Below are 25,355 nucleotides of genomic sequence, written 5' to 3' on the forward strand. Positions count from 1 at the left end.
TTGAACGCCGTGGAGGGTGGAATGCTGAAGGGGACGCGAATCGTCGAGATCGAGGCACTCGGGCCGGCACCCTTCGCCGGCATGCTGCTCGCTGATCTCGGCGCCGATGTCATCGTCGTGCACCGCAAGCAGGCGCCCATGCCGGGCCTGCCCGAACGCGCGCTGCTCGATCGCGGCAAACGCTCCATCGCGCTCGACCTCGGGGATGCCGAGGATGTCGCCCTGGTGATGCGCCTCATCGCCACCGCCGATGGGCTGATCGAGGGATTCCGGCCCGGCGTCATGGAGCGTCTCGGCCTCGGCCCGGATGCCTGCCTGGCGGTCAATCCAAAGCTGGTCTATGGCCGCATGACCGGCTGGGGCCAGGATGGACCGCTGGCCCACACCGCCGGCCACGACATGAACTATATCGGCGTGTCGGGCGCGCTCTGGTACGCCTCCTTGCCGGGCGAGCCGCCCATGGCGCCGCCGACGCTGGTCGGCGATATAGGCGGCGGCGCGCTCTATCTGGTGATCGGTATGCTCGCCGGCATCATGAACGCGCGCGCCGGCGGTGAAGGCACCGTGGTCGACGCGGCAATCGTCGATGGCTCGGCCCACATGATGAACCTGCTGATGGCGATCGGCCAGTCCGGCGCGCTCGTCGCCGAACGCGGCCAAAGCCTTCTCGACGGGCCGCATTGGTGCCGCGTCTACCGCACATCCGATGGCGGCTTCATCAGCGTCCAGTGCGTCGAGCCGAAATTCTATGCGCTGTTCCTCGCCATGCTTGATCTCACCGGCGATCCGCAATTCGCCAGGCAATTCGACCGCGATCTCTGGCCGGAGCTCGGCAATCGGCTGGCGGCGATCTTTGCCGAAAGACCGCGCGACGAATGGGCCAGGCTGTTCGAAGGATCGGACGCCTGCGTCGCCCCTGTGCTCAGCCCGCAAGAGGCAGCACGGCATCCGCACATGGCCGCGCGCGGCTCGTGGCTGACGATGGACGGCATTTTGCAAGCCGCCGCCGCTCCGCGTTTTTCCGTATGGGCGCAAAAGACGCCGGCGAAAGGTCCGGCACGCGACGAACATGGCGCAGAGATTCGTGCCGAACTGGCGGATCCAACGGCACTCCGTTGAGGCCGCTCTGTCGGTTCCAGCCTTTCCATGATTCGCTGGCCTCATGGACAATTGCCCACGCCGGACCCTGCCCTCGAGCGGCCCGCTTCCTATTTCCCGCAATGGTGGTCGTTGATCTTGTTTATCGCATTCGCGTCCGGCCCCACCCGATTGTAGGAGCAGGCGCCGGCGGCGGTGGTGAACAGCTGCTGGTCATAATAGCGCGGGCCGCCGAACAGGAAGCCGATGAGATCGTCATCGGCGGGAACATAGCGTTCCGGCTCGGCCTGATTGTAGTAGTGGTTCTGAGTGTGGTGCCGGTGATGGTGGCGGTGCTTGGCCCCGGCGGATGCCGGCGCGGTCATGCCGCAGGCCGTCGCCAGGGCAAGAGCGCAGATCGCAAAGCGTTTCGTCGTCATCGGCAACACCCTCCTGGCCGTTCACACTTCCTATATAGGCAAAATCACCAGCCGAACAAAGGTTCCCTGGCAAGGGTTCGCCTGCCCCGCGATTTGCATGCCTCACCTGAATATCGGCATACCCCTCAGTCGGTCTGGATCCAGACCGACTTGGTCTCGAGATACTCATGCAGATGTTCGATGCCGCCTTCGCGGCCATAGCCGGACATCTTCATGCCGCCGAACGGCACGGCGGGGTCGATGGCATGGTACATGTTGACCCAGACCGAGCCGGCCTTGATGCGGCGCGCGAGCTTGTGCGCGGTGCCGAGATGGGTGGTGAAGATGCCGGCGGCCAGCCCATAGGGCGTCGCATTGGCGCGCGCCACCGCTTCATCCAGCGTGTCGAAAGGCATGGCGGAAATGACCGGCCCGAAAATCTCCTCGCGCGCGATCGTCATCTTGTCCGACACGGCACCGAAGACGGTCGGCGCGATGAAATTGCCGCCATCATAGAGCGCACCCGTCAGCCGCGAGCCGCCGGCGACCAGTTCCGCGCCCTCCTCGCTGCCGGCCTTGATGTAGCCCTCCACCTTGCCGGCCTGCCTGGCATTGATCAGCGGCCCGATTTCCGTCTCCGCCTCGATGCCGTGGCCGATGCGCAATTTGCCGGCGAAGTCTGCGACGCGGCGCACGAATTCGTCATGGATTTCGCGCGCCACGAACAGGCGCGAGCCGGCAATGCAGATCTGGCCCGAATGCACGAACACCGCCATCGCCGCGACCGGCACCGCCTTGTCGATGTCGGCATCGCGACAGACGATGATCGGCGACTTGCCGCCAAGCTCCAGCGAAACGCGCTTGAGGTTGGCCACGCCAGCCCGCGCGATCGCTTGCCCAGTCAGCGTCGAACCGGTGAAGACGATCTTGTTGACGTCGGGATGTTCGGCGAGCCGCGCGCCGGCCTCGGCTCCCGTGCCGGTGACGATGTTGACGACGCCATCGGGCACGCCGGCCTCCTGCATCAGCCGCGCGATCAAAAGCGGCGTCAGCGATGCATCCTCGGAAGGCTTCAGCACGATGGTGCAGCCGGTGGCGAGCGCCGGCGCGACCTTCCAGATCGAGGCGGCGGTCGGCGCGTTCCAGGGAATGATCGCGCCGACGACACCGACCGGCTCGCGCCTTGTGAAGGAGACGATCTCGCCCGGAATGGAATTGTCGATCGCCTCGCCATGCAGCGCCGTCGCCATGCCGCCATAGAAGCGCAGCATGCCGATAACACGGCGCCGGTTGGCCAGCGTGCGGGTGATCGGCAGACCCATGTCGAGCGTGTCGGAAACGCTGAGCTCTTCCCAATGAGTCTCGAACAGATCGGCGATGCGCAACAGCACGCATTGCCGCTCATAGGGCGAGAATTTCGACCATGGGCCTTCGAAAGCCGCGCGCGCGGCTGTCACCGCAGCATCAACATCGGCGGCACCCCCGCGCGGCACTGTCGCCAGCACCTCGCCCGTCGCCGGGTTGAGCGCCTGCATCACCTCACCGGACTGCGCCGCGACCCACTTGCCGCCGATGAACATCGGCCGGAATTCGCCGTGGTAAAGCGTCATGGCCTTCGCCCTCGGGTCGAAATTCAGCGTCATCGCGTCCTCCTCACGAATTCCGTGGCGACTATTACTCCTGCCAACGACGACCTCAAACAAGGAAAGCTAATCGGACTGTGCAGTGCGCGCGCCGCCTGAACCACGCCAACGCTTTGGGCCATTGCGTTCTGCAATGTCTGCGAATATGCTTGTTGTACGATCGTTCAACAAGCATATTCGCGAAGCCCCGATGACCTGCAATCCCCGCTACGAAATCCTGTTCGATCCGATGCGCATCGGTCCGGTCACCGCGCCGAACCGCTTCTACCAGGTGCCGCATGCCAGCGGCATGACCAACGCGCTTCCGCGTGTGCGTGCGGCCTTTCGCGAAGCCAAGGCCGAGGGCGGGTGGGGCGTGATCTGCACCGGCGCCTGTTCGATCGACCCGAGCTCCGACGACTCACCGCTGCCTTTCGCCACGCTGTGGGACGACAACGATATCCGCGCCCATGCGCTGATGACGGAGGCCGTGCATCGTCATGGCTCGCTTGCCGGCGTGGAACTGTGGCATGGCGGCGCATCCGTGATGAACCGGGCGAGCCGGCTGCCGCCGCTGTCGCCGTCGGGAATTCCATGGATGGCCACGCATGTCGGCTTCATGGGCAATATGCGGCCGAAGACGATGGACAAGGCCGACATACGCGAGGTGCTGCGCTGCCAGGCCGAGGCGGCGCGCAAGGCGCGCACGGCCGGCTTCGACGTTGTCTATGTCTATGCCGGCATGGGCTATCTCGGCTACGAGTTCCTGCTGCCCGAATACAATCACCGCAGCGATGAATATGGCGGATCCATCGAAAACCGGGTGCGCTTCGTGCGCGAGATGATCGAGGTTACCAAGGAGGCCGTCGGCAAGGATTGCGGCGTCGCGCTGCGCGTCAGCCTCGAGGAACTGCGCGGCCGGCCCGGCCGCAACCAGCCTTCCGAAGCGCACGAGCTGATCGAACTCTTGGCCGACCTGCCCGACCTGTTCGACGTCAAGATGGATTCCAGCCCGACGGACTGTTCGGCGTCGCGCTTCACCGGCGAAGGCAGCCACGAACCGGTGATCGATTTTGTCAAATCGCTGACCAAGAAGCCGGTGGTCGGCGTCGGCCGCTTCACCTCGCCCGACACCATGGTGTCGCAGATCAAGCGCGGCGTGCTCGACTTCATCGGCGGCGCGCGGCCCTCGATCGCCGACCCCTTCCTGCCGGCCAAGATCCGCGAGGGCCGCGAGGCCGAGATCCGCGAATGCATCGGCTGCAACATCTGCATTTCGAGCTGGCATGACGGCGTGCCGGTGCGCTGCACGCAGAACCCGACCGCCGGCGAGGAATGGCGGCGCGGCTGGCATCCCGAGCGTGTCGAGCGCGCCGACAGACCGGAACGCATCCTGATCGTCGGCGGCGGACCGGCCGGGCTCGAATGCGCGCTCACCCTTGGCCGTCGCGGCCATGAGGTGACGCTTGCCGACGCCAGCCGCAGCTTCGGCGGCCGGCTGACCTTCGAGAAGACGCTGCCCGGCCTGTCGGCCTGGAACCGCGTCGTCGATTACAGGCTCGGGCGTCTCGGCGAGATGAGCAATGTCTCGCTCTATCCTGAGAGTGCGCTGGGCGTGGACGAGATCATCGATCTCGCGCCCGATCGCGTGGTGCTGGCGACCGGCGCGCGCTGGACCAACATGCTCTATTCCTCGCTCGAGATTCCGGTCGGCCGGCTCGACCATCCCGGCGTGTTCACCCCCGACGACATTGCCGCCGGCCGGGTCCCGCAAGGACCGACCTTGGTCTTCGATTTCGACAATTATTACATGGGCGGCGTCCTCACCGAACATCTCGCCGCACAGGGCATTCCGGTCCGTTACGTCACCCCCGCCGGCCAGGCGTCGGCATGGACGATCATGACCAACGAGCTGCCGCTGGTGCATCGCGCGCTGGCGCGCCGCAAAGTGTCGGTGACGACGCTGCATCTCCTGAAAGCCTTCGACGGCGAGACGGCAACACTGGCGCATCTGTTCACCGGCGAGGAGAGCCGCATTGCCTGCCGATCGGTGCTGATCGTCGGGCTGCGCTTGCCGCGCAACGAGCTGTTCGAGGCGCTGATGGAACGCGCCAACGATCTTGCGACCGCCGGCATCCGCAGCGTCGACCGCATCGGCGACACGCTGGCCCCAGGCGCCATCGCCCACGCCGTGCACAGCGGCCACAAGCTCGCGCGCGAAATCGGCACGAAAGTTCGCTGGCAGCCCTTCCGCCGCGACACGCCGATCGTCGACGCGGTGGTGGATTTCGACATGCAAACGGCTGCTGAATAGGAGCAATTCCAGGAAAAGTGTGAAGCGGTTTTCCGTTCGGAATTGCGTCAAACAAGGAGTGGAAGCCATGGAACGCACTGCCGCACGTCGCAGACCCGGCCGCCCGCAGCGCGAGATCGGCGGCATCGAGCAGCGGCCATGGAAGCAGCTGACGCGGCCCTATCAGCCGATCGAGATCCTGTCGGCCGACCAGGTCCAGACGATCCACGAAATGGGCCTGACCATCCTCGAGGAAATCGGCATGCGCGTGCTGCAGCCGCGGGCGCGCCAGCTCTATCGCGCCGCCGGCTGCGATGTCGACGAAGGCGAGATGCGCGTGCGCTTCGACCGCGCCATGGTCATGGAGCGCGTCGCCATGGCGCCATCATCCTTCGAGCTGCGCGCCCGCAACCCGGCCAAGAACGTCAAGGTCGGCGGGCGGCACTGCATCCTGTCATCGGTCGGTGGGCCGGCCTATGTCATGGACAATGATCGCGGCCGCCGTCCCGGGACCTATGCCGAGATGTGCGACTATCTGAAACTCATCCAGTCGTTCAACGTGCTGCATCAGGAAGGCGGCGGCCCGTTCGAGCCGCTCGACCTGCACCAGAACACCCGCCATCTCGACCTCTACTATGCCGAGATCACTTTGCTCGACAAGAACTGGCAGCCGCAAACCCTCGGTCAGGGCCGCGCCATCGACGCGCTGGAGATGGTTGCGATTTCGCTCGGCACGACGCGCGAAAACCTTGCCCGGGAGATGCCTGTCTTCACCGGCATCATCAACACCAATTCGCCGCTGCAGCTCGATGAGCCGATGGCTGAAGGGCTGATCGCGCTGGCCGAGCATGGCCAGGTCAATGTCATCACGCCGTTCACGCTGGCTGGCGCGATGAGCCCGGTGACGCTTGCCGGCGCGCTGTCGCAGCAGCACGCCGAGGCGCTGGCCGGCATCGTGCTGACGCAGATCGTGCGTCCCGGCGTGCCGGTGATGTATGGCGGCTTCACCTCCAATGTCGACATGAAGACCGGCGCGCCGGCCTTCGGCACGCCCGAATACACGCAGGCCGCGCAGATCACCGGCCAGCTCTGCCGGCTGATCGGCGTGCCGTTCCGTTCCAGCAACGTCACCGCCGCCAATTCGGTCGACGCGCAGGCCGCCTATGAGAGCGCCATGTCGCTGTGGGGCTGTCTGATGGGCGGCGCCAACCTGGTGCTGCACGCCGCCGGCTGGCTCGGCGGTGGGCTCACCGCATCATTCGAGAAACTGGTCATCGACGCCGAGATGCTGCAGATGATGTCGGCCTATTTCGACCCGCCCGTGGTCGACATCGACACGCTGGCATTGGAAGCGGTGCGCGAGGTCGGACCGGCCGGGCATTTCTTCGGCGCCGCGCACACCATGCAGCGCTACGAGCGCGCCTTCTATTCGCCGCTGGTGTCCAATTGGGACAATTACGACACCTGGATCGAACGCGGCCAGGTCACGGCGCGCGAGCGCGCCAATGTCGTGTGGAAGCGCATGGTCGCCGAATACGAACAGCCGCCGATCGATCCCGGCATAGACGAGGCGCTGCGCGACTATATGGAGCGTCGCAAGCGCGAAGGTGGTTGCCCGCTGAATTGAGGGGCAACCGTCGAGGAGAAATCGAGCAGGACAGGCCGGGGCGGGCCCCTGGAAAAATGTCCTGGCCTCGTCGCCAGGCGCTATGTGCCTGATCGCTCGGCGGCCGCCGCGTCATCCGACATCGCAATGCGCATTCCGGGCCTGACGATGGCGGGATCATAGCTCTTGCGGGCGAACACTTCCCGCACCAGCGGCGCGAAGAAATCCAGCGGCCTGGTCGGATAGTCCGGATCGAAGCTCGACTGGTCCCATTTCTCGCAGAACTCGGCGCAGTCGTCGAAATAGGCGCTGTTCCTGAAGGCGTCCCGCTTGTGCGGGTTCGCACCGACATGCTCGCCATAGTAGATCAGCTGGAAATCGCCATGCTTTTCCACCACCCAGGCGCATTGCTCGCGCACGAAGGGACGCAAGATGGCGGCTGCGTATTCGTCGTGATTGTAGGGCGCGTAGATGTCGCCGATGTCATGCAGCAACGCCGACACCACCCAGTCGATATCCGCACCGGCATTCCAGGCGCGCGTGGCGGCCTGCAGCGAATGGCCGAGCCGCGTCACCTTGTAGCCCGACAGCGATTTGTCGAGTTCGACCATCGCCGCCAGCAGCCGGTCGGCCGTGCCGGCGGCGTATTCGGTCTCATGCTCGGTCAGGAAGGCATAGTCCTCGCGGTCGCCATCCCTCATCTGGGTGAACTTCACGGTCTCCATTGTCGAAACTCCAAAATTTGCGGCACGCAGCGGTCAGCGGCGCATTTCGAGATAGATGTCGTCGCCGTCGACATGAACGGGAAAGGTGCGCGCCCTGAGCTTCTCGTCGACAAGGCATTTGCCGGAGCGGATGTCGAACTCCCATCCGTGCCAGGCGCAGCGAATGAGCTCTCCGGCGCGCTCATAGACGAATTCCGCCTTGTCCGTTTGCCTGGTGGTGCCGGAGACCGGCCCCTCGCAGAGCTGGCCTGCCCGGTGCGGGCAGATGTTGAGCAGCGCGGCATAGCCATCCTCGAGCTGGAATATGCCGACGCGGATGCGACCGATGGTGACGATCCTCGGCTTGCCGACAGCGACCTCGGCGGCCTTGCAGGCAAAGGTCAGCGCCGGAGCCGGTTGCGGCGGCGCTCATCAGGCGACCCTCGCGGCGGCGGCCGGAGCCTCGATGCGCTTGTAGACCTCCAGCGCATTCAGCCCCATCACCTTGTCGCGCCAGGCCGGTGGGATGTGCAGGTTGGTCGGCGCGTCAAAGTCCCAGTGCGGATAGTCGGAGGCGAACAGCAGCGTGTTCTGGCCGTCCATGTGCTCCAGCGTCTCCCACAGATGCCTCACGTTCTGGGGCTGCTCCAACGGCTGGGTGCTGAAGCGGATGTTGCGGCGGCAATATTCCGACGGCAGCATCTTCAGCCACGGCGTCTCCTTGCGCAGCGCCTTGAAATTGGCATCGAGCCGCCACATCAGCGAAGGCACCCACGACACGCCGCACTCGATGACGACGAAATAGAGGTCGGGATATTTCTCGAACACGCCGTTGGAGATCATGCTGACCACATGGGTCATCGCCGGCTGGGCGAGCAAAGCGTGCGTTTCCCAGTAATAGGTCGTCGGGCCGCTGGCGATGGCGTTGTGGTTGACGCCGCCCTGGCCGCCGAAATGGATGGCGAAGGGCAGCCCGACCTCGGCGCAGGCTTCGTAGATCGGATGGTAGAACGGATCGCCATAGGGGCGCTGTGAGCCGTGGCTGGCCAGGACCTGGACGATGTCCTTGTGGCCGCCGAGACGCCGGATCTCGGCCGCGGCGCCATGCGGGTCGGTCGGCGAAATGATGATCGATCCCTTGAAGCGGCTGTCCTTGGGCAGCCACCAGTCGATCATGTAATCATTGTAGGCTTTCACCAGTGCGTTGGCATAGTGATAGTTGGCCAGGGTCGAGGCTTCCAAAGGCTCATCGGCGGTGAGGATCGCCACATCGATGTCATAGAGATCGAGGTGCTTCTCCTTCATGATCAGGTAATTGTCGTCCTCGGTCTCCGGCCGGATGTCGTGCCGCGAGAACCCCTCGGGATGCAGCCATGGACGGTGGCCGTGTGGGAAGCTCCCCCTCGGCCCGGGCTTCTCGCCGCGCACCAGGAAATCGCGCCAGTAGGGTTCGAGATAGGGCAGCAGCACCTCGGCGCTGGACCAGTAATTGTGAACGTCGGTGTCGACGATGAACATGGATGTCTTGCCTGCCATTGGGTCGGATGAGAGTTGCGGCAACCGTGCGCTTCCAAGGCAGGCCCGGCAACGCAGCCGGCGGCGGGATGTTAATCGAAGAATCCGATTACCCGTTGTCGGACCGGCCCGAAAAGCGTTAGCCATTGCAGGGAATTCCTGGCGCTGGATGGCCGAGATGCAGATCGAACTCTTGGACACATTCCTGGACCTGATCGAAACCCGCAACTTCAACAGGACGGCGGAGCGCCTTGGCATCACCCAGTCGACCGTTTCGAGCCGCATCCGCACGCTCGAGTCACTGCTGGACAAGCAGCTCTTCATCCGCGGCAAGAGCGGAACGGAGCCGACCGTCGCCGGCTTGCGGTTCGAGGAGCATGCGCGCGCGGTCAGGCTGCGCTGGCTCGACGCCCGACGCGAAATCCAGGCGGTCGGCAAGTTCGACCGGCTGATCCGCATCGGCATCCAGTTCGAGCTCTACGAACGCGTGCTGGAAGGATGGCTGGAATGGGTGCGGGCGACGATGCCCAAACTGGCGATCTATGTCGAGATCGACTACTCCAACCAAATGATCCTCGATCTCACCACCGGGAGCCTCGATCTGGCGGTGCTCTATTCGCCGCAGCACCTGCCGGACATGCATTACGAGCAGATCGCCGAGGAGAATTTCGTCATGGTGTCGACACGCGGCCTTGCCTTCGGCGCGGTGACGCCGACCGACTATATCCGGGCCAACTATTCGGCCTTCTTCAACCGCGCCCATAGGCAGATGCTGCCGGAGCTTGAAAGCAGCCCGGTCTCGATCGGAAATGGCGGCGCTGTCGCCTATCTCCTGCGAAGCCGGGGCGGGACCGCTTTCGTCACCGAGACGGTGGCGACCAGGTTGCGGCAGGAGGGCGTGGCGGAGTTCGTCGCCGACGCGCCGAAGATTTCACATCCCATCTATTCGGCCGTTCATGTCAGGCACCATCATTCCCACACCCATATTCGCCTGCTCAAGGCGCTCAAGCAGATGACCGCATAGGAGCTGCCCAAGAAGCAAGAAGGGCTGAGGCAGCCTTGCTCGGCAAGGTGCGAAGCAGCGCTGCCTCGCATTCAACCGTCCCGCAGCGGCCCCACCTGCGCTTCCAGCATCTCGAACCCCGCCGCTTCCGCCGCCTGCGGCGTCACCACGCTTTCATCGAGGCACCATTCGAGCCATAGCCCGTCGACCAAAGCGATGAAATTGCGCGCCAGCGACGGAGCGTCGACTTGCCTGCCGCGTGGTATGGCGACCGCGGCGATGTCCTCGGCGAGTTCCGCCCGGTAGGCATCGTAGAGTTCGCGGTGCGCTTCCTTGAGGCGCGGGTTGACGGCGATCTCGCCCCACAGCGACAGCCAGATCAAAAGGTTCTCGCGGCTGAAATATTCGGGCGAAAAGTTGGAATGCACCAAAGCAGCGAGCGAGGCTTCCGGCGGCCAGTCGGATGCCTCGGCGCGGCGGCGCTTGGCTTCGGCGATCTGGTTGTTGACGCTGGCGTAGAGCGAGGATTTGTAGACCTCGACCAGCAGCCCGTCGAGGCTTTCGAAATGATGGTTGATGAGGCCGCGCGAAACGCCGGCCTCCTTGCAGATACGGTCGATGGTGAAGGCGCCGATACCGCCGACCGACAGGCAGCGCGTCGCCGCCTCGATCAGCATGGAACGGCGCACGTCAGCCTGCTCGCGGCTGAAGCGCGGCGGAGCCTTCTTCACGCCGCGCTTCCTTTTTGCATCTTCTGGTTGGGTTTCCGTCATGGACCCCAGCTAATCGATTATGCACTTCCTGTCCATGAAAGCGCGTTCACGCCTTCTTCTTGAACAGCACGGGATTGGGATGGCCATCGGGATAGATAACCGGGTCGAAAGCGGTCTTGTGGATGGCGACCAGCGGCTGATGGCAGATGAAGACGAAGCCGCCGGACTGCTCCATCAGATCCTCCATGCGGTTGGACAGTGCGATGCGCCTGGCCTCGTCGCTTTCCGCCACCAGTTGCTGATAGCTGGTCTCGAATTCGGCGCTGTCGAAGCCGGACCAGTTGTAGGCGCCGATCTGATCGGGTCTGAACCAGACCAGGTTTTCCGACGGGTCGATGCCGCCGGCGAAATCCATCAGCGCCAGGTCGATGTTCTTGTAGCCGTCGCCTTGCGTCTTATCGCCGACGCCCCAGAAGGCGGCTTCGTCATAGGGTTGGATCTCGACCTTGATGCCGGCCTGTTCGAGGCTGGCCTGGATGATCTGCGCGGTCGCGGTGCGGATGGAATCGTTCATCACCGTCAAGGTCAGCGACAGGTCGCTGACGCCGGCCTCTTTGAGCAGCGCGGCGGATTTCTCATAGTCGGGCGCCGCGATCAGATTCGCGGCCCGCGCGAATTTGGTGCCGGGCTGGACGACGCCGGTGGAACGCTTGGTGAGATCGTCATAGACGCCGGTGAGGATCTGCCCGACATCGACGCCGTACTGCACGGATTGCCGCACCTTCAAATCCTTGAGCCGCGGGCTCAGCTGGTTGATGGTCAGCCAGACATAACGGGTCGATTGCGCCTCGATCAGGGTGGTGTCCGCTGGCGGCTTCTCCTTGACGGCCTTGGTCGCTGAAATCGCGATCTTGGTGTAGTCGAAGGCATCGGCCTCATAGGCGAGCTGGGCCGCTTGATCGTCGGTGACGATATAGATCTCGACCTTCGAAAAATCCGGTTTCGGTCCTGGCCAGTCCGGGTTGGCCGTCAGCGTCACCTTCTGCTTCTGCTGCCAGTCCGAGAAGAGATAGGGTCCACAGGTTGCCGGCGGCTGCGTGGTGAACTTGCCGCCCGCCTTCTCAGTGCCGGCGCGGCTGATGATGTGGCCGCCATAGTAAGGCAGGCTGGTGACGAAGATCGGCTGATAGGGCTCTTTCAAATGGATGATGCCGGACCTGGCATCGACGACCTCGACGCGGTCGAGTTTTTCGAACTGGTAGGCCCAGGGCGATGCGAGAGCCTTGTCGGCGATGCGCTCGAAAGAAAACTTCACGTCGTCAGCGGTGACCGCGCCAAAACCACCAGACCATTTCAGCCCGTCGATCAGGGTGAAGGCGATGGTCTTGGGGTCTTTCTGCTCAAGCTTTTCCGCGCCCCACAGCGACCAGGGCGAGCCTTTCCTGATATCGCCGAAATGGTTGAGCGAGACATAAATGCCGCGCATCATGACATCCTCGATGCCGCCATTCATGAAGGCCGGATCGAGGCACTGCAAATCGCCCTCCATGCGGATGCGCAGCATGTCGCCGGCCGCCGACCAGGCAAAGCTCGGCTTCATCGCCAGGCCGGCGCCGAGTGCGCCCGCCGCCTTCAGGAATGCACGTCTGTCCATGGACCATTCAGTCATCTCAGTTTCCCCTTTGGTTTGCGGAAGCGCGTGAGAAGGCTTCCCGTTCTTGCCCGCCTGTCTCCAGCGGGAAATGGCAGCGCACCATGCGGCTGGCGCCCATCGGCCGATAGGCTGGCGCCTCGGTCTTGCAGCGCCCGCGCGCGATCGGGCAGCGTGTGTGGAACTCGCAGCCCGAAGGCCGCCGGAACACGCTCGGGATCTCGCCGGTGACGGCAGGGTTGTGGCTGCGCCGGCGCGGATCGGGTATCGGCTCGGACTGGATCAGGGTCGCTGTGTAGGGATGCAGTGGCGCGGAAAACACGTCCTGCGTCGGCCCGGTCTCGACCAACCGGCCGAGATACATGATGGCCAGCCGGTCGCTGACGTGACGGATCATCGCCAGATTGTGGGTGACGATCATGGCGGCGAAACCGCGTTCGCGCTTGAGCTCGCCGATCAGGTTGAGCACGTCGCCCTGCACCGACACATCGAGACCGGCGGTCGGCTCATCGGCGAGCAGCAGATGCGGCTGCATCGCCAGGGCACGGGCAACGCCGACGCGGCGCTTGCCCGCCTGACAGCTCATGCGGGAAGCGATCGACGAAGGATGCGGGCAAACCGACCAGCGCCAGCAGCGCCTTGCGCGCGGCGCGGCGGTCCGGCATCGGCAGACCCTGGATGATCTGCGGTTCGGTGAGCAGCGTGCCGATGCGCAGGCGTGGGCTGAGCGAGGCGACCGGGTCCTGGAACATCATCGCCGAACGCCGACGCATGGCGCGGAAATCGGCCGGCGTCGCCACGTCTTTGCCCTCGAAGACGATGCGGCCGGCGGCGGCCCGGATGAGCCCGAGAATGGTGCGCGCCAGCGTCGTCTTGCCGGAGCCGGATTCGCCGACCAGCCCGAGCGTCTCGCCCGGCATCAGCGACAGCGTGACGCCGTCGATGACGTTGAAGCCCGGCAGCGGGAACGGATTGATCAGACGGCTGAGCAAGCCGCCGCGCACGAAGCTCACGGACAGATCCTCGACGGCGAGCAGCGGGCTCATGGCGTCACCGCATGACAGCGCGCGACATGAGACGCGGTGAGCTTCACCAGCGGCGGCGCGATAGAGCCGCAAGGCGCGAAGGCGCGGTCACAGCGCGGGGCGTAGACGCATCCCGATGGCGGCTGGGTCAGATTGGGCAGTGAGCCCGGAATGGTCGGCAACCGGTCCAGCCGTTCGTGGAAGCGGGCGGGATCGCAGGCGAGCAGCGCTTGCGTGTAGGGATGCCTGGCATCGTGGAAGATGGCGTCGACCTCGCCGCCCTCGACCACCTCGCCGGCATACATGACATAGACCCGGTCGCAGAGCTCGGCGATGACGCCGAGATGGTGCGAGACGACGATGATGATGCCGTTATAGTCGCGGCGGAGTTCGCGCAGCAGATGGATGATCTGCGCCTCCATGGTGACATCGAGCGCCGTCGTCGGCTCGTCGGCGATGAGCAGGCCGGGATCGGTCAGCAGGGCAGCCGCGATCGCGACGCGCTGGCGCATGCCGCCGGACAGTTCATGCGGGAAGCTGCGCATGCGCCGTTCGGCGTCGGCGATGCCGACGCGGCCGAGCATGGCGGCAATGCGCGCCCGTTTCTGCGCCCGGCCAAGGTCCTTGCGGTGGTGCTGGAAGTCGACGAGCTGGTCGCCGATGGTCAGCACCGGGTTGAACGCCGTCATCGGATCCTGGCTGACCAGCGCGATCTCGTCGCCGCGCAGCAGCCGCTGATGGTGCGCGTCGAGCTTTGCCAAGTCGACGCCGTTGTAGCGGATCGATCCATCGATGCGGGCATTGGCCGGCAGAAGATTGGCGAGCGCGGTGACCAGCGTGGACTTGCCGCAACCGCTCTCGCCGACAATGCCGATGACCTCGCCGGGATGCGCCTCGATGTCGACATGGCGCAGCGCGTGCACGCTGCCATGCGGCGTCTCGTAGCGGACGCTGAGATCGCTGGCGGCGAGCGAGCCGGTCATGCCGGCCTCCGCAATTGCAGGCGCGGATCGAGATAGTCGCGCAGGCCTTCGCCGAGGAAGGTGAAGCCAAGCGTGGCCAGCACCAGCGGCAGCCCGCCGAAGATGACCATGAAGGGCGCGGCGCGGATCGAGGTGTAGCCGTCATAGAGGATCGAGCCCCAGGACGGCGTCGGCGGGCGGACGCCCAGGCCAAGGAAACTCAGGCCGGCCTCGACCATGATGACGACCGGAATATCCATCGACAAAAGGATGATCAGCGGGCCGACGACATTGGGCAGGAGGTGGATGAGGATGATGCGCGCGGCACTGGCATCGATCAGCCGCTCGGCGAGGATGTAGTCGCTGTTCTTCAGCGCCAGCGTCTGTGCCCGGATCAGTCTGGCATAGCTCGGAAACGAGGTCGCGGCGATGACGATGATCAGCGTGCCGGTGCCGGCGCCGAGCACGGTGATGATGGCGAGCGCGAACATGATCATCGGCAGCGAGTTCAGGCTGTCGAAGCTGAGCACCAGTATGGCGTCGAGCCAGCGCGGCCCGTAGCCGGCGATCAGCCCGAGCACCAGGCCGATGGCGCCGGCGATGGCCACCGACACCATGGCGATGGTGAGCGCGGTGCGCGCGCCGTAGATGACCCGCGACAGGAGATCGCGGCCGAGATGGTCGGTGCCGAACCAATGCTCGACCGATGGCGGCTGCAGCTTGTGCAGCACGTCGATCTTGACCGGCGAATAGGGCGCCAGCCATGGCGCGAAAATGGCGGTGACGAGGAAGCCGGTGACCAGGACCAGCGCCACGCAAGTGAACGGATCGGCAAGCAGTGCGCGCAGCAGCGGAAATCGTTGTCGGCCCGGAATGGACAACGAGGCATCAGCCACGGAAGACATCGCGCACCCTCGGATCGAGCCGCGCGATCAACAGATCGGCGGCAATGGTGATGGAGACGTAGATGGCGGTCATGATCAGCACCGTGCCCATGGCGACCGGATAGTTGCGGGTGTTGACGGCGTCGGTGATCAGCTTGCCGATGCCGGGCCGGGCAAACACCGCCTCGACGAAGACGGCGCTGGAGAGGATGCTGCCGAGGCCGACGGCGACCAGCGAGATGGTCGGGATGATGGCGATGCGCAGCGCGTATTTGGAGACGATCTTCCATTCCGGCAGGCCAAAGGAGCGCGCGGTGCGGATGTGCGGTTCGCCCATCACTTCCATCATCGAGGCGCGCACCATGCGGGCGATGTAGCCGATCCAGCCGAGCGCGATCGCCGCCGCCGGCATGACAAGCGCCTTGGCCTGGCTGACGAAATCACCAGCCTCGCCGGCACCGATGGCCGGCAGCCAGCGCAGCGTCACGGCAAACAGCAGCAGTGAATAGATGGCGACGACGAAGGACGGCACGGCAATGACGCCAACGGACAGCACGCCGATGACGGCATCGGCCGCCGTGCCGCGCCGCATCACCGACAGGCAGCCGAGCGGCACGCCGATGAGGAGCGCGACGGCCAGCGCCGTCATGCCGAGGATGAGCGTGTTCGGCAGCGCCTCCAGCACCAGCGTGGAGACAGGCCGGTTCGACCAGACGTCATAGCCGAGATTGCCGGTCAGCGCGTTGCGGAAGAATTCGATGATCTGCCACCAGACCGGCTGGTCGAGCCCCATCCGCTCGATCAGCAGCCGCTTCAATTCCGGCGTGGCACGCGGACCAAGCGCTACCGTGGCCGGATCGCCTGGCACGAGGAAGACGGCCGCGTACATTGCAACCATGACGAGGACGAGGATCAGGAGGCCGAGACCGACGCGCTTCACTGCATATGCGAGCATGGCCTCTCCCCTCTCCCTAGAGCATGATGCCGAAAAGTGTGAAGCGGTTTTCGGACGACATCATGCTCTATCTCTTTGATTTAGAGCCGGATTCAGATTTCAGGTCGAACAGACCTGAAATCATCCGGCTCTATGCGAAATCGCGCCTGATGCGCCGGCTTGCCGAGGCGCTGTGGACGAGCGTGCCCCGTTCTCGCGCCTCGAGCCGCCAGCTCAGCTTGAAATGGGTTTCGTCCGCTGTCAGCTCGGTCACGGCGATCGCCTCTGTGTCGGCATCGCCGCTGGCAATCGCCCAGCGGTATTCGGTGACGAGTTTCGCCGACAGCGGATCGTCACTGCTGATGCTCATCGTGTCGCTGTTGGCCGACGAGACGGTGATGCCACGATCGTCATAGCGCCGGCGTCCATGATTGGATGTCAGCGCGATGGTCTGCACGCCCGAGCCGACATCGTCGGTGACGATGCGGCGGTCGAAGCCTTCGTCCAGCGTCGTGGTCGGAACCGGCGGCGCGGTTTCGGCCGGCTCGAAGCGGACGTCGCGGTCGCGCGATGACGGCGGGCGCACCGGCAGCATCACCATGCTGTCGCCGGTCGCGACCGACAGCGTCGACAGTTTGGGTTGCGGCCACAGGATCGGCCAATGCTGGTTGGCCAGCGCCAGCCGGATGCGATGGCCCTTGGGCACAATGCGGGCGAAATCGTTGAGCTTGAGCCGCACGCGGAAAGGCGTCCCGACCGGACACGGGGTCGGATGCTCATGGCTGTCGCGATGGCTGAGGTTGAGCACGCCGTAGGTCATCAGCGCTGACGTGCCGTCCGGATAGACATCGCAGAGCCGGGCGGCGAGATTGACATGCGGTTCATCGACGGTGACGAGCAGATCGAGCTCCGGCGCGCCGAGCAGGGTCAGGTCGTCGTCGAGCGGAGAAGTGTCGAAGCACAGCGCCATGCCGTCTTCGCGACGCTGGTCGATGGGCATGTCCGGACAGGAGCCGCCATAGCCGCCCCAGCGGCCGCAATCGCGTCCGGCGGTCGCTGGCGAGCGGACGGAAACCGTCGCTCCCTGCGCAGGCTCGCGGCTCAGCCCGCCAGCGTTCAGATGCAAGCTGCGACGCTCGACGCGCGGAGACGGCCACTGATCCTCGGCGGCCCAGCTGCCGGCATGATCAGGCAGATAAAAAGCTTGCGGCCGTTCCTCGCCGGTGACCCAGACGCGATAGAGCGGCTCGTCCATGATGCCGGTGTCTTCGCCGCAGAGCCAGTGACGCCACCAGCGCAGCGCCTCCTGCAGATAGCCGATCAGCGGCCCCGGCGCGCCACGGCAGGGATAGGCGTGCGACCACGGCCCGACGATGCCGAGTTTCGGCCCCGGCAGATGTTCGAGCAGGCGGGGGACAAAATTCGAGTAACTGTCCTCCCAGCCGCAGACGGCCATCACAGCGCATTCGATCCCGGAAAAATCTTCGCAGACAGAACCCTGCCGCCAGTAATCGTCGCGGCGCTGGTGGGCGAGCCAGACTTCCGACAGAGAGCTTGTCGCGGCAAGGCGACTTTCCCACATGGCGTGCCAGGCGTCGCCGACGATTTGCGGGTCGGGCGCCATCGCCTTCTTCACCAGCATGAAGTTCGACCACATCTCCTGCTCGGTCAGCAGCGCTCCGCCCATATAGTGGATGTCGTCGGCGTAGCGGTCGTCGGTGGCGCAGTTGGTGATGATGGCCTTCAGGGCCGGCGGCCGGCGCGCGGCGACCTGCAGCGCATTGAAGCCGCCCCAGGAAATGCCGGTCATGCCGACATTGCCGTTGCACCAGGGCTGAGCCGCCAGATGGGCGATGATCTCGCAGGCGTCCTCCTGTTCGCGCGGCAGATATTCGTCGGCGAGATCGCCGTCGGAATCGCCCGAGCCCCTGATATCGATGCGGGCGCAGGCAATGCCATGACCGGCGAGCCAGGGGTGGATGTCGATGTCGCGCGCCACGGTGCCGTCACGGCGGCGATAAGGCACCATCTCGACGACGACCGGCACCTTGTCAACGGTGCGCGGCCGCCACAACGTCGCGGCAATGCGGGTGCCGTCGGCCAGCGCGATCCAAAGCGGATCGACGGTTTCGACGGCAAAGGGAAACTCGGTTCGTACCACGGCAGGTACCCGCAAATGCTCTTGTTGAACGTTCGTACAACAAGAGCATTTGCGGCGCAATCCCGCATCGCTTTTTTAACGCCGAATGCGAACCGTTCTTCGGCCGCCGTGTTGCGCCGGCAAGCTTTCAGGCAGGGCAGAGGCCGATGTCCGTCATCGAACCAAGGCTGTCGGAGCACAGCCGATATGCCTTCGCGATCGAATCAAGACGGTGAGCAAGCTCTGCAGAAATCCAAGGGCCATAGTCACTTTTTTCATCTTCCAAATTTTGTTTCTTCGCGCGCACTGCTACTGAGCGTCGCATTCCAGCAGCGGCGGCGCCTTCAATCAGGAATTTCCGATGACGATCCAGAGCAAATTCAGCGGCCTCGGCACCGATGCCGCACCCGGACAGGAGGTCCGCCAGCTGGCCGGCGGCATCGACACGATGTTGCGCGGCGACGCGATCATCGGACGGCCGGTGGACTTTTCGCATGGTGACGTCGACGCGTTCACCCCGACGCCCGGCTCGTTCGAGGTCTTTTCAGCCGGCGTCGAAGCGGGCGGCAAGCAGGCCTATACCGAATATCGCGGCGATCTCGGCATCCGCGAGGAACTCGCCGGGCGGCTCGCAGGTTTCACCGGAGCGCCTGTCGATGCCCGCGACGGCCTGATCATCACGCCGGGCACCCAGGGCGCGCTGTTCCTGGCCGTCGCCTCGACCGTGTCGCGGGGCGATAAGGTGGCGATCGTCCAGCCCGATTATTTTGCCAACCGCAAACTGGTGGAGTTCTGCGAAGGCGAAATGCTGCCCGTGCGCATGGACTATGCGACGGCCGAAGGCCGCTCGGGCCTCGACCTCGGCCAGCTGGAAGATGCGTTCAAAGCGGGTGCGAAAATCTTCCTGTTCTCGAACCCCAACAACCCGGCAGGCGTCGTATACTCCCGCGCAGAGATCGAGACGATTGCCGCTCTGGCAAGCCGGTACAACGCCACCGTCATCGTCGACCAGCTTTACGCCCGCCTCCTGTATCCAGGCGTGGATTACACCCATTTGCGCGCGCAGAAATTGGATGCGGAAAAAATCGTCACCATCATGGGACCGTCGAAGACGGAATCGCTCAGCGGCTATCGGCTTGGGGTGGCCTTCGGATCGAGAGAAATCATTGCCCGGATGGAGAAGCTGCAGGCAATCGTCTCGCTCCGCGCCGGCGGTTATAGCCAGGCCGTTTTGCGCACATGGTTCGACGAACCGGCCGGCTGGATGGAGCAGCGCATTCGCCAGCACCAGGCTATCCGCGATGATTTGTTGAAGGTTTTCCGCGCGACTTCAGGCATTCAGGTCCGCACGACCGAAGCCGGCAGCTACATTTTTCCGGCCCTGCCTCCCCTGTCCGTGACAGGTGGTGATTTTGTCCGCATCCTGCGGCTGCAGGCAGGCGTCATCGTGACACCGGGAACGGAGTTCAGTCCGTTCTCCGAAAACAGCGTGCGGCTGAACTTTTCGCAGGACCACGCCGCCGCCGTTGCCGCCTGCGAGCGTCTGGTGGCTCTCGTCGACCGGTATCGCGCATGAGCGGAAATGACCGCGCAGGATCCAGGCGAGGCCGAACTATTCAGCAGGGTAAAGAGCCGCGAATTGAAAGCCGGCATTCGTTCCCGCCGCGGTCTCGGTCAGGACATCCAGCGCAAACGCCGCCGAGGCGATGTCGATGAAGATGTCGTAGGACATCGCGCCGAAACGGTCGAGGCGGACCACCACCGCATCCAGATGCAAGGCGCGGGTCTGGGCGAGATCACCGGACTTCAGGCTTTCCGGTCTCAGATCGGCCATCGAAATCCGTCGCATCAGAGCGGGCGCCGCGGGACCCGATATCACGAACCATGCCCAACCCTCGTCGCGATAGGCGTCGTAGCCCTTGGAGGGAAGCTGACTGTCGCGCCACGCCTTGCGCAGCTCGCGCAGCCGCGCACTGCTGCCGCCGGGAGGTGCGGCCAGCAGCACCTCCTGCTGGCCAAGTCGCAGCACTGATGTGCCGCAAGGCAAGGTAAGGGCGGTGTTCACCGCCTTGGGCGCAGATAGACCTGCCTCACCGAGCCAGTCCAGCGTACCGGGGCCACGCAGCCCGAAGCGCTCGGTCTGCGTGCAGTCGAAAACGACGTTCTCATTGGCTCCGGGGAGGCCATCTCTTCGCGCAAGGCGATGCGCCAAGGCGTGGTGGCGCAGGCTTGGATCAATACCTCCGGGATGACTGCCCGATGTTCCGCTGTGGCTGACCGGGGCCATCCTACATCTCCTGCCGTTGGTTTTCGGGATCGTAGAACGGCGCGGGCACCACTTTGGCCTGCACTTCCTTGCCGCACAGGCCGCGTATACGCAGGCTGGATCCTGGCGTCGCGTCGCGCGGGTCGGCATAGGCCAGCCCGATCCATTTGCCCAGGGTCGGCGAAAAGCAGGTCGAGGTGACGAAGCCCACTGGGCGTCCGTCCCGCAGCACGAGGCAGGATTCCGCAAGCCGGATACCATGGCCCTCGTGCAATTCGAAGCCACAGAGCTTGCGCTTCAGGCCGAGTCTGCCGCGTGCCTCGATGGCAGTCTTGCCGACATAGCGCGTCTTGGCCTTCGACAGTGCCCATCCCATGCTCAGCTCGTCTGGCGTCGACAGTGCGTCGGTATCCTGGCCGATGATGATGTGGCCCTTTTCCAGACGCAGGATGCGCGAGGCCTCCAGCCCATAGGGTTGCAGACCATAGGGTGCGCCCACCTCCAGCAGTTTTCGCCAGAGCGCCGCGCCGAAGGATTGCGGCACGTGCAGCTCATAGCTCAGCTCGCCGGTAAAGCCGATGCGCATGATGCGCGCCGGGCATCCGCCGATCACGCCGCTGCGGCCATTGAGATAGGGAAAGCCGTCCGGGGAGAGATCGATGTCGCTCCCCAGCGCCTCGAGCACCTTGCGCGCCGAAGGGCCGGTGACATTGATGGCGGCGAAGGCGGCGGTGACGTTCTGGATATCGACCCACATGCCCCACTGCGTGTTCAGGAACAGCATGTCGGTGAAGACACGGGCGACGGCGCCGGTGGTGGCGGTCACATAGAATTCGGTCTCGGACAGCCGGTAAGCCACGCCGTCATCGATGACCGATCCCATGTCGTTCAGCATCAGGCAGTAGCGCACGCGCCCCACCGGCTGCCTGGCATGCGCCATCGTATAGATGCGGTCGAGGAAAGCGCCGGCGTCCGGCCCGCGGATCGCCAGCTTGCCCAGGGTCGAGACGTCAAGCATGCCGGCCTTGCCACGCACCAGCGTGACCTCGTCGGAGATCGTCCTGCGGACATCGCGATCTCCGCCGTAATGCAGCGGTCGCCACCACGCACCGACCGGTGTCAGCTTCGCGCCGGCGGCGACATGTTCGGCGTGGATCGCCGTATGTCGGTACGGCACATGGTTCGGGCCGGCCAGCAGTCCCAATTTTTCCGGACCGAATGGCGGCCGCGAGGTCGTGATACCGACCTCACCCACTGTGCGGCCCGTTTCCGCCGCGACGATCCTGGCCGTTGCCAGTGCGGAATGCCGTCCCTGCGACGGCCCCATGCCGACAGTGGAATAGCGCTTCACCAGCTCGAGCTCGCTATAACCGTCGCTGACGGCGTTCTTGATATCCTTGACCTGCAGATCCTCGTCGAAATCCACGAAATCCCGCCCCTTGGCGTGGGCGGACAGCTGCTGAAAATGGTTCATCCCTGCCGCGCTGGCATCCGGGAGGATAGCCGGCAGGCCGGCATCATACCCCGCCCCTCGTGCCGCGGCCGCACCAGCGATCTCGCCGCTGCGCAGCACCGCGTTCAGCTCGAAATAGCCTGCCGCGGATCCGGCGACGTGAAACGCTTCCGGCAGATTGCTCAGCACGAATTGCCGGCTGGCTTCGTCAAATTCGAGCTTCGCGCCGGCATGCAGCGGCAACTGGTAGGACGGCGTGTAGCCCGCGGCGACCACGAGATGATCGCACTCCAGCGCCCCCGTGCCATGTTCCGGCGTGCTGAAGCGGATGGCTCGGACATGGCGATTGCCCGCGGTCCCCAACGCTTCCGTGACGGTGACATTCCAGATAATCCGGACGCCGCGCTCGACGAGGTTTTTCGCGAGGGTTTTGTCGGATGCATCGGCAGCCGGGTCGAGAATGGCGACCAGCGGCACGCCTGCATCGAGAAGGTCGAGAGCCGCAAAATATCCGTCCCGGTTGCCGGCAAAGACCACGGCGCGCCGGCCAGGGCGAACCGCATAGTGGCGCATCAGCCGCTGCGCGGCGGACGACAGGAGGATGCCCGGCAGGTCGTTGTTGCGGAACACCAAGGGCTGTTCATGCGACCCCGCGCCACCACGACCTGTCTGGCACGAACACGGTAGAGCGTCTCGCCCTGCAGCACCGGAAGCCAGTTGTCGGCAAACCAGCCATTGCAGGTCGCACCGGTCAGCACCCGCAGATTGCCGAGCTTTTCGGCAGCGTCGCGCAGCGCCTCCAAAGTCGCCTCCGCCTCCGCCGTCTCGAGCCCGAAGCGCGCATAGGTCAATGCCCCGCCGAGTTCCGGGTTCAAATCGACAAGCAGCACCTGCGCACCCGCCTCGGCTGCCTTGATGGCGGCCGAAAGCCCAGCCGGGCCTGCGCCGACCACCAGCACGTCTGTGTGCAGATTTTCCCTGATGTAATGGCCATGACCGGCGGTGAGATCGACCTTGCCGAGACCGGCCGATCTGCGGATCATCGGCTCCCAGAATTTGAGCCAGCTCTTCGCGCCGGGGCCAAAGAAGCTGCGGTAGTAGAACCCGACGGGCATGAAGCGGCCCAGCCTGTCGAGCACGGCGCCGCGATCGTGCTCGGCGGTGCCGTTGACGTTCTGGGCGGTGACCTTCAGCCCCTCGGCGATCGGGCGCAGATCAGCCCGCACATTCGGCTCGTCAGGCAGTTGCACCAGCGTGTTGGCGTCCTGCCCGGCCATGGTGAGGATGCCGCGCGGACGGTGGTATTTGAAGGAGCGCGACAGGATCCAGCGATCGCTGCCGGCCATGGCGGAGGCAATGCAGTCGCCGGAGAAACCTTCAAGCGCTCGGCCGTCGAAATCAAAGCGGATTTTTCGGGTGCGATCGAGACGCGATCCCCAGGGAAGCGGCAACCGTTCGGTCATGTCAGGCAGGCTTTCGATTGGGGAGATAGGTGGCCAGGATCTGGTCGCTGACGGTGTGGCGTTCGGCGATCAGCACTGTGTTGGACGGTGTGTGCCGCCACCACTCCCGCATCACGCCGAGCGGGTTCTCGGCGTAGAAGAGGGCTTCGATCAGCTGCTCCGGCTGTTCGGCGTCGGCCGCGCGGACCGGTCCGAGATACTGGAATTCGGTGATGTTGCGTGGCCCATTCACCGGGCAGGTCAAAAGCTTCATCGGGAGCACTCGTCAGTGGCTGGCGGCCGTGGCGCCCATCTCGTTCAGCAGCGCGAAACTGTCGAACCGGCTGAGGTCGAATGGTTTCAGGACATCGGGCACGCGCCCGGTGGCGATGGTCTCGGCCATGCGCTTGCCGGCCACGGGCGTCGCCTTGAAGCCCCAGGTGCCCCAGCCACAGTCGAGCCAGTAGTTCTTCAGCGGCGACGCCCCCATGATCGGGCTGTAGTCCGGCGTCATGTCGGTAATCCCGGCCCATTGCCGCAACAGCTTGACCTTGTGCAGGAACGGGAAGAGATGCAGCGCGCCTTCGGCGAGATGTTCCTTCTGGTCCAGCGTCGAGCGGGTCGATGCCAGTTGGTAAGGATCGGAGCCGCCGCCGATGACGACCTCGCCCCGCGAGGACTGCACCAGGTAGGTGTGCAGATTGGCGGATGAGACGAGTATGTCCAGGAATGGCTTCAGCGGCTGCGTCACCATCGCCTGCAGCGGGAAACAGCGGATCGGCAGCCGGATGCCCGCCATGGCGGCGACCTGGCCATTGAGCCCGCCGACGGCCTGCAGCACTTGGCCCACGGCAATCGTACCACGGTTCGTCCTGACATGGGTGACCCGGTCGCCCGCCTGCTCGAAGCCGGTCACCTCGGTGCGTTGATGGATCTCCCCGCCGCGCGCGCCGGCATGCCTGGCGTAGCCCCAGGCCATGGCATCATGGCGGGCGGTGCCGCCATCGGCATGCCAGAGCCCGCCCATCACCTCATGCTGGCCGCCAAGATCAAGGTTGAGATGCGGGCAAAGTTCCTTCACCGTCTGGACATCGACCACTTCGATCCTTGTGCCCATATGCTTGCCCATCTCGGCACGCAGATGGAAACTACGCAGCGTCGCCTCGGAATGCGCGAGTGTCAGCTGCCCGCGCTGCGAAAACATCACGTTGAAGCCGAGATCCCGCGACATCGTCTCGAACAGTTCGACGCCTTCCTTGTAGAAGCGCACCGATTCCTCGGTCATGTAGTTCGAGCGGATCGTGGTGGTGTTGCGCGCCGTATTGCCGCCGGCGAGATAGCCCTTTTCCAGCACGGCGACATTGCGGATGCCATGCACATTGGACAAATAGTAAGCCGCCGCGAGGCCGTGACCGCCGCCGCCGATGATCACCACGTCGTAGGATCGTTTCAGGTCGGGCGTCGGAGGGATGTCGCGAAAGGGAACATGCCTCGAACGCAGGCCGTATTTCAGCAGAGAGAAAGGCATGATTTCCTGCGGTTCAGGGCTGGGAATGGACTTCAGAAAAGCCACCGCGCCGACTTGGCGCAAGAAATCGTTCTTTACCCAGTGACCCCGTTTTCGTAATGCATGAGAAACCTGATTG

General features: G+C 64.6%; 23 protein-coding genes. 5 read left to right on the forward strand and 18 right to left on the reverse strand.

Annotated features, from left to right (window positions below; genetic code table 11):
- Positions 1-21 precede the first annotated feature (21 nt).
- A complete protein-coding gene (locus HB778_RS05055; RefSeq protein WP_183462002.1) occupies positions 22-1,119 on the forward strand; it encodes a CaiB/BaiF CoA transferase family protein in 1,098 nt (365 codons plus the stop codon).
- Positions 1,120-1,208: 89 nt separating this feature from the next.
- On the opposite strand, the gene HB778_RS05060 is transcribed toward HB778_RS05055, so the two are convergent.
- Positions 1,209-1,517, reverse strand: coding sequence for a hypothetical protein (locus HB778_RS05060; RefSeq protein WP_183462004.1), 309 nt, complete (start codon positions 1,515-1,517; stop codon positions 1,209-1,211).
- A gap of 125 nt (positions 1,518-1,642) precedes the next feature.
- Positions 1,643-3,139: an aldehyde dehydrogenase family protein gene (locus tag HB778_RS05065; protein ID WP_183462006.1), complete on the reverse strand. Its 1,497-nt coding sequence runs from the start codon at positions 3,137-3,139 to the stop codon at positions 1,643-1,645.
- Positions 3,140-3,329: 190 nt separating this feature from the next.
- Between HB778_RS05065 and HB778_RS05070 the strand changes: the two genes are divergently transcribed.
- Together HB778_RS05070 and HB778_RS05075 are read left to right on the forward strand one after the other, a co-directional pair.
- Positions 3,330-5,432: an FAD-dependent oxidoreductase gene (locus tag HB778_RS05070; RefSeq protein ID WP_183462008.1), complete on the forward strand. Its 2,103-nt coding sequence runs from the start codon at positions 3,330-3,332 to the stop codon at positions 5,430-5,432.
- A 67-nt stretch (positions 5,433-5,499) separates the two neighbouring features.
- Positions 5,500-7,038, forward strand: coding sequence for a trimethylamine methyltransferase family protein (locus HB778_RS05075; RefSeq protein WP_183462011.1), 1,539 nt, complete (start codon positions 5,500-5,502; stop codon positions 7,036-7,038).
- 80 nt (positions 7,039-7,118) lie between these two features.
- On the opposite strand, the gene HB778_RS05080 is transcribed toward HB778_RS05075, so the two are convergent.
- From HB778_RS05080 to HB778_RS05090, 3 genes are read right to left on the reverse strand one after another with little or no spacing between them, the layout of a single operon-like run.
- Complete coding sequence (locus HB778_RS05080) at positions 7,119-7,742, reverse strand: HD domain-containing protein (RefSeq protein WP_183462013.1); 624 nt, start codon at positions 7,740-7,742, stop codon at positions 7,119-7,121.
- A 33-nt stretch (positions 7,743-7,775) separates the two neighbouring features.
- The gene (locus HB778_RS05085) at positions 7,776-8,126 is read right to left on the reverse strand and encodes a Rieske (2Fe-2S) protein (protein WP_183465007.1); all 351 of its coding nucleotides are present in this window, start codon (positions 8,124-8,126) and stop codon (positions 7,776-7,778) included.
- A gap of 27 nt (positions 8,127-8,153) precedes the next feature.
- Positions 8,154-9,239, reverse strand: a complete 1,086-nt coding sequence (locus HB778_RS05090) for an amidohydrolase family protein (RefSeq protein WP_183462015.1) — start codon at positions 9,237-9,239, stop codon at positions 8,154-8,156.
- Between the two features lie 175 nt (positions 9,240-9,414).
- Here HB778_RS05090 and HB778_RS05095 point away from each other — a divergent pair, with 175 nt between their 5' ends.
- On the forward strand, positions 9,415-10,260 hold the full coding sequence (locus tag HB778_RS05095; RefSeq protein WP_183462017.1) for a LysR family transcriptional regulator: 846 nt from the start codon (positions 9,415-9,417) through the stop codon (positions 10,258-10,260).
- A gap of 71 nt (positions 10,261-10,331) precedes the next feature.
- Here the strand turns inward: HB778_RS05095 and HB778_RS05100 are convergent, their stop codons facing one another.
- The 8 genes from HB778_RS05100 to HB778_RS05130 all read right to left on the reverse strand — a co-directional run bounded on the left by HB778_RS05100 (position 10,332) and on the right by HB778_RS05130 (position 18,569).
- Positions 10,332-10,970 (reverse strand): TetR/AcrR family transcriptional regulator, encoded by a 639-nt coding sequence (locus tag HB778_RS05100; RefSeq protein WP_244661815.1) that lies wholly within the window; start codon positions 10,968-10,970, stop codon positions 10,332-10,334.
- An 88-nt stretch (positions 10,971-11,058) separates the two neighbouring features.
- Complete coding sequence (locus tag HB778_RS05105; RefSeq protein ID WP_183462021.1) at positions 11,059-12,621, reverse strand: ABC transporter substrate-binding protein; 1,563 nt, start codon at positions 12,619-12,621, stop codon at positions 11,059-11,061.
- A 1-nt stretch (position 12,622) separates the two neighbouring features.
- Entirely contained in the window at positions 12,623-13,138 is a 516-nt protein-coding gene (locus tag HB778_RS41285; protein ID WP_244661816.1) for an oligopeptide/dipeptide ABC transporter ATP-binding protein, read from the reverse strand.
- A complete protein-coding gene (locus HB778_RS41290) occupies positions 13,110-13,649 on the reverse strand; it encodes an ATP-binding cassette domain-containing protein (RefSeq protein ID WP_244661817.1) in 540 nt (179 codons plus the stop codon). The genes HB778_RS41285 and HB778_RS41290 overlap by 29 nt, the downstream gene beginning before the upstream one ends.
- Entirely contained in the window at positions 13,646-14,611 is a 966-nt protein-coding gene (locus tag HB778_RS05115; RefSeq protein ID WP_183462023.1) for an ABC transporter ATP-binding protein, read from the reverse strand. The genes HB778_RS41290 and HB778_RS05115 overlap by 4 nt, the downstream gene beginning before the upstream one ends.
- The gene (locus HB778_RS05120) at positions 14,608-15,495 is read right to left on the reverse strand and encodes an ABC transporter permease (protein ID WP_183462025.1); all 888 of its coding nucleotides are present in this window, start codon (positions 15,493-15,495) and stop codon (positions 14,608-14,610) included. Before HB778_RS05120 ends, HB778_RS05115 begins: the two co-directional genes overlap by 4 nt.
- Complete coding sequence (locus tag HB778_RS05125; RefSeq protein WP_183462027.1) at positions 15,479-16,429, reverse strand: ABC transporter permease; 951 nt, start codon at positions 16,427-16,429, stop codon at positions 15,479-15,481. Before HB778_RS05125 ends, HB778_RS05120 begins: the two co-directional genes overlap by 17 nt.
- A 130-nt stretch (positions 16,430-16,559) precedes the next feature.
- Positions 16,560-18,569 carry a CocE/NonD family hydrolase gene (locus HB778_RS05130; RefSeq protein WP_183462029.1) on the reverse strand — a complete coding sequence of 670 codons (2,010 nt, stop codon included), beginning with the start codon at positions 18,567-18,569 and terminating at the stop codon, positions 16,560-16,562.
- Positions 18,570-18,909: 340 nt separating this feature from the next.
- Here HB778_RS05130 and HB778_RS05135 point away from each other — a divergent pair, with 340 nt between their 5' ends.
- Positions 18,910-20,124 (forward strand): pyridoxal phosphate-dependent aminotransferase, encoded by a 1,215-nt coding sequence (locus HB778_RS05135; protein WP_183462031.1) that lies wholly within the window; start codon positions 18,910-18,912, stop codon positions 20,122-20,124.
- Between the two features lie 36 nt (positions 20,125-20,160).
- Here the strand turns inward: HB778_RS05135 and HB778_RS05140 are convergent, their stop codons facing one another.
- Genes HB778_RS05140 through HB778_RS05155 form a run of 5 tightly spaced genes read right to left on the reverse strand, consistent with a single transcriptional unit; the run spans position 20,161 to position 25,237 of the window.
- Positions 20,161-20,835, reverse strand: a complete 675-nt coding sequence (locus tag HB778_RS05140; protein ID WP_183462032.1) for a hypothetical protein — start codon at positions 20,833-20,835, stop codon at positions 20,161-20,163.
- 1 nt (position 20,836) lies between these two features.
- Positions 20,837-22,897 carry a glycine cleavage T C-terminal barrel domain-containing protein gene (locus tag HB778_RS05145; protein WP_244661818.1) on the reverse strand — a complete coding sequence of 687 codons (2,061 nt, stop codon included), beginning with the start codon at positions 22,895-22,897 and terminating at the stop codon, positions 20,837-20,839.
- On the reverse strand, positions 22,840-23,730 hold the full coding sequence (locus tag HB778_RS42750; RefSeq protein WP_280515953.1) for a 2Fe-2S iron-sulfur cluster-binding protein: 891 nt from the start codon (positions 23,728-23,730) through the stop codon (positions 22,840-22,842). The genes HB778_RS05145 and HB778_RS42750 overlap by 58 nt, the downstream gene beginning before the upstream one ends.
- Before the next feature lies 1 nt (position 23,731).
- Positions 23,732-23,983 (reverse strand): sarcosine oxidase subunit delta, encoded by a 252-nt coding sequence (locus HB778_RS05150; RefSeq protein ID WP_183462034.1) that lies wholly within the window; start codon positions 23,981-23,983, stop codon positions 23,732-23,734.
- Between the two features lie 12 nt (positions 23,984-23,995).
- Positions 23,996-25,237 (reverse strand): FAD-dependent oxidoreductase, encoded by a 1,242-nt coding sequence (locus HB778_RS05155; protein ID WP_183462036.1) that lies wholly within the window; start codon positions 25,235-25,237, stop codon positions 23,996-23,998.
- Positions 25,238-25,355 lie beyond the last annotated feature (118 nt).

Source organism: Mesorhizobium huakuii, assembly GCF_014189455.1.
Lineage (GTDB): Bacteria > Pseudomonadota > Alphaproteobacteria > Rhizobiales > Rhizobiaceae > Mesorhizobium > Mesorhizobium huakuii_A.

Bases quoted from the DNA above. Each gene is read 5' to 3' on its own strand.
- HB778_RS05070 (WP_183462008.1), top strand. From the start codon at position 3,330: ATGACCTGCAATCCCCGCTACGAAATCCTGTTCGATCCGATGCGCATC.
- HB778_RS05060 (WP_183462004.1), bottom strand. From the start codon at position 1,517: ATGACGACGAAACGCTTTGCGATCTGCGCTCTTGCCCTGGCGACGGCC.
- HB778_RS05135 (WP_183462031.1), top strand. From the start codon at position 18,910: ATGACGATCCAGAGCAAATTCAGCGGCCTCGGCACCGATGCCGCACCC.
- HB778_RS05140 (WP_183462032.1), bottom strand. From the start codon at position 20,835: ATGGCCCCGGTCAGCCACAGCGGAACATCGGGCAGTCATCCCGGAGGT.
- HB778_RS05150 (WP_183462034.1), bottom strand. From the start codon at position 23,983: ATGAAGCTTTTGACCTGCCCGGTGAATGGGCCACGCAACATCACCGAA.
- HB778_RS42750 (WP_280515953.1), bottom strand. From the start codon at position 23,730: ATGACCGAACGGTTGCCGCTTCCCTGGGGATCGCGTCTCGATCGCACC.
- HB778_RS05155 (WP_183462036.1), bottom strand. From the start codon at position 25,237: ATGCCTTTCTCTCTGCTGAAATACGGCCTGCGTTCGAGGCATGTTCCC.
- HB778_RS41290 (WP_244661817.1), bottom strand. From the start codon at position 13,649: ATGAGCCCGCTGCTCGCCGTCGAGGATCTGTCCGTGAGCTTCGTGCGC.
- HB778_RS05090 (WP_183462015.1), bottom strand. From the start codon at position 9,239: ATGTTCATCGTCGACACCGACGTTCACAATTACTGGTCCAGCGCCGAG.
- HB778_RS05080 (WP_183462013.1), bottom strand. From the start codon at position 7,742: ATGGAGACCGTGAAGTTCACCCAGATGAGGGATGGCGACCGCGAGGAC.
- HB778_RS05105 (WP_183462021.1), bottom strand. From the start codon at position 12,621: ATGACTGAATGGTCCATGGACAGACGTGCATTCCTGAAGGCGGCGGGC.
- HB778_RS05075 (WP_183462011.1), top strand. From the start codon at position 5,500: ATGGAACGCACTGCCGCACGTCGCAGACCCGGCCGCCCGCAGCGCGAG.
- HB778_RS41285 (WP_244661816.1), bottom strand. From the start codon at position 13,138: ATGCAGCCGCATCTGCTGCTCGCCGATGAGCCGACCGCCGGTCTCGAT.
- HB778_RS05065 (WP_183462006.1), bottom strand. From the start codon at position 3,139: ATGACGCTGAATTTCGACCCGAGGGCGAAGGCCATGACGCTTTACCAC.
- HB778_RS05055 (WP_183462002.1), top strand. From the start codon at position 22: ATGCTGAAGGGGACGCGAATCGTCGAGATCGAGGCACTCGGGCCGGCA.
- HB778_RS05115 (WP_183462023.1), bottom strand. From the start codon at position 14,611: ATGACCGGCTCGCTCGCCGCCAGCGATCTCAGCGTCCGCTACGAGACG.
- HB778_RS05125 (WP_183462027.1), bottom strand. From the start codon at position 16,429: ATGCTCGCATATGCAGTGAAGCGCGTCGGTCTCGGCCTCCTGATCCTC.
- HB778_RS05095 (WP_183462017.1), top strand. From the start codon at position 9,415: ATGCAGATCGAACTCTTGGACACATTCCTGGACCTGATCGAAACCCGC.
- HB778_RS05120 (WP_183462025.1), bottom strand. From the start codon at position 15,495: ATGTCTTCCGTGGCTGATGCCTCGTTGTCCATTCCGGGCCGACAACGA.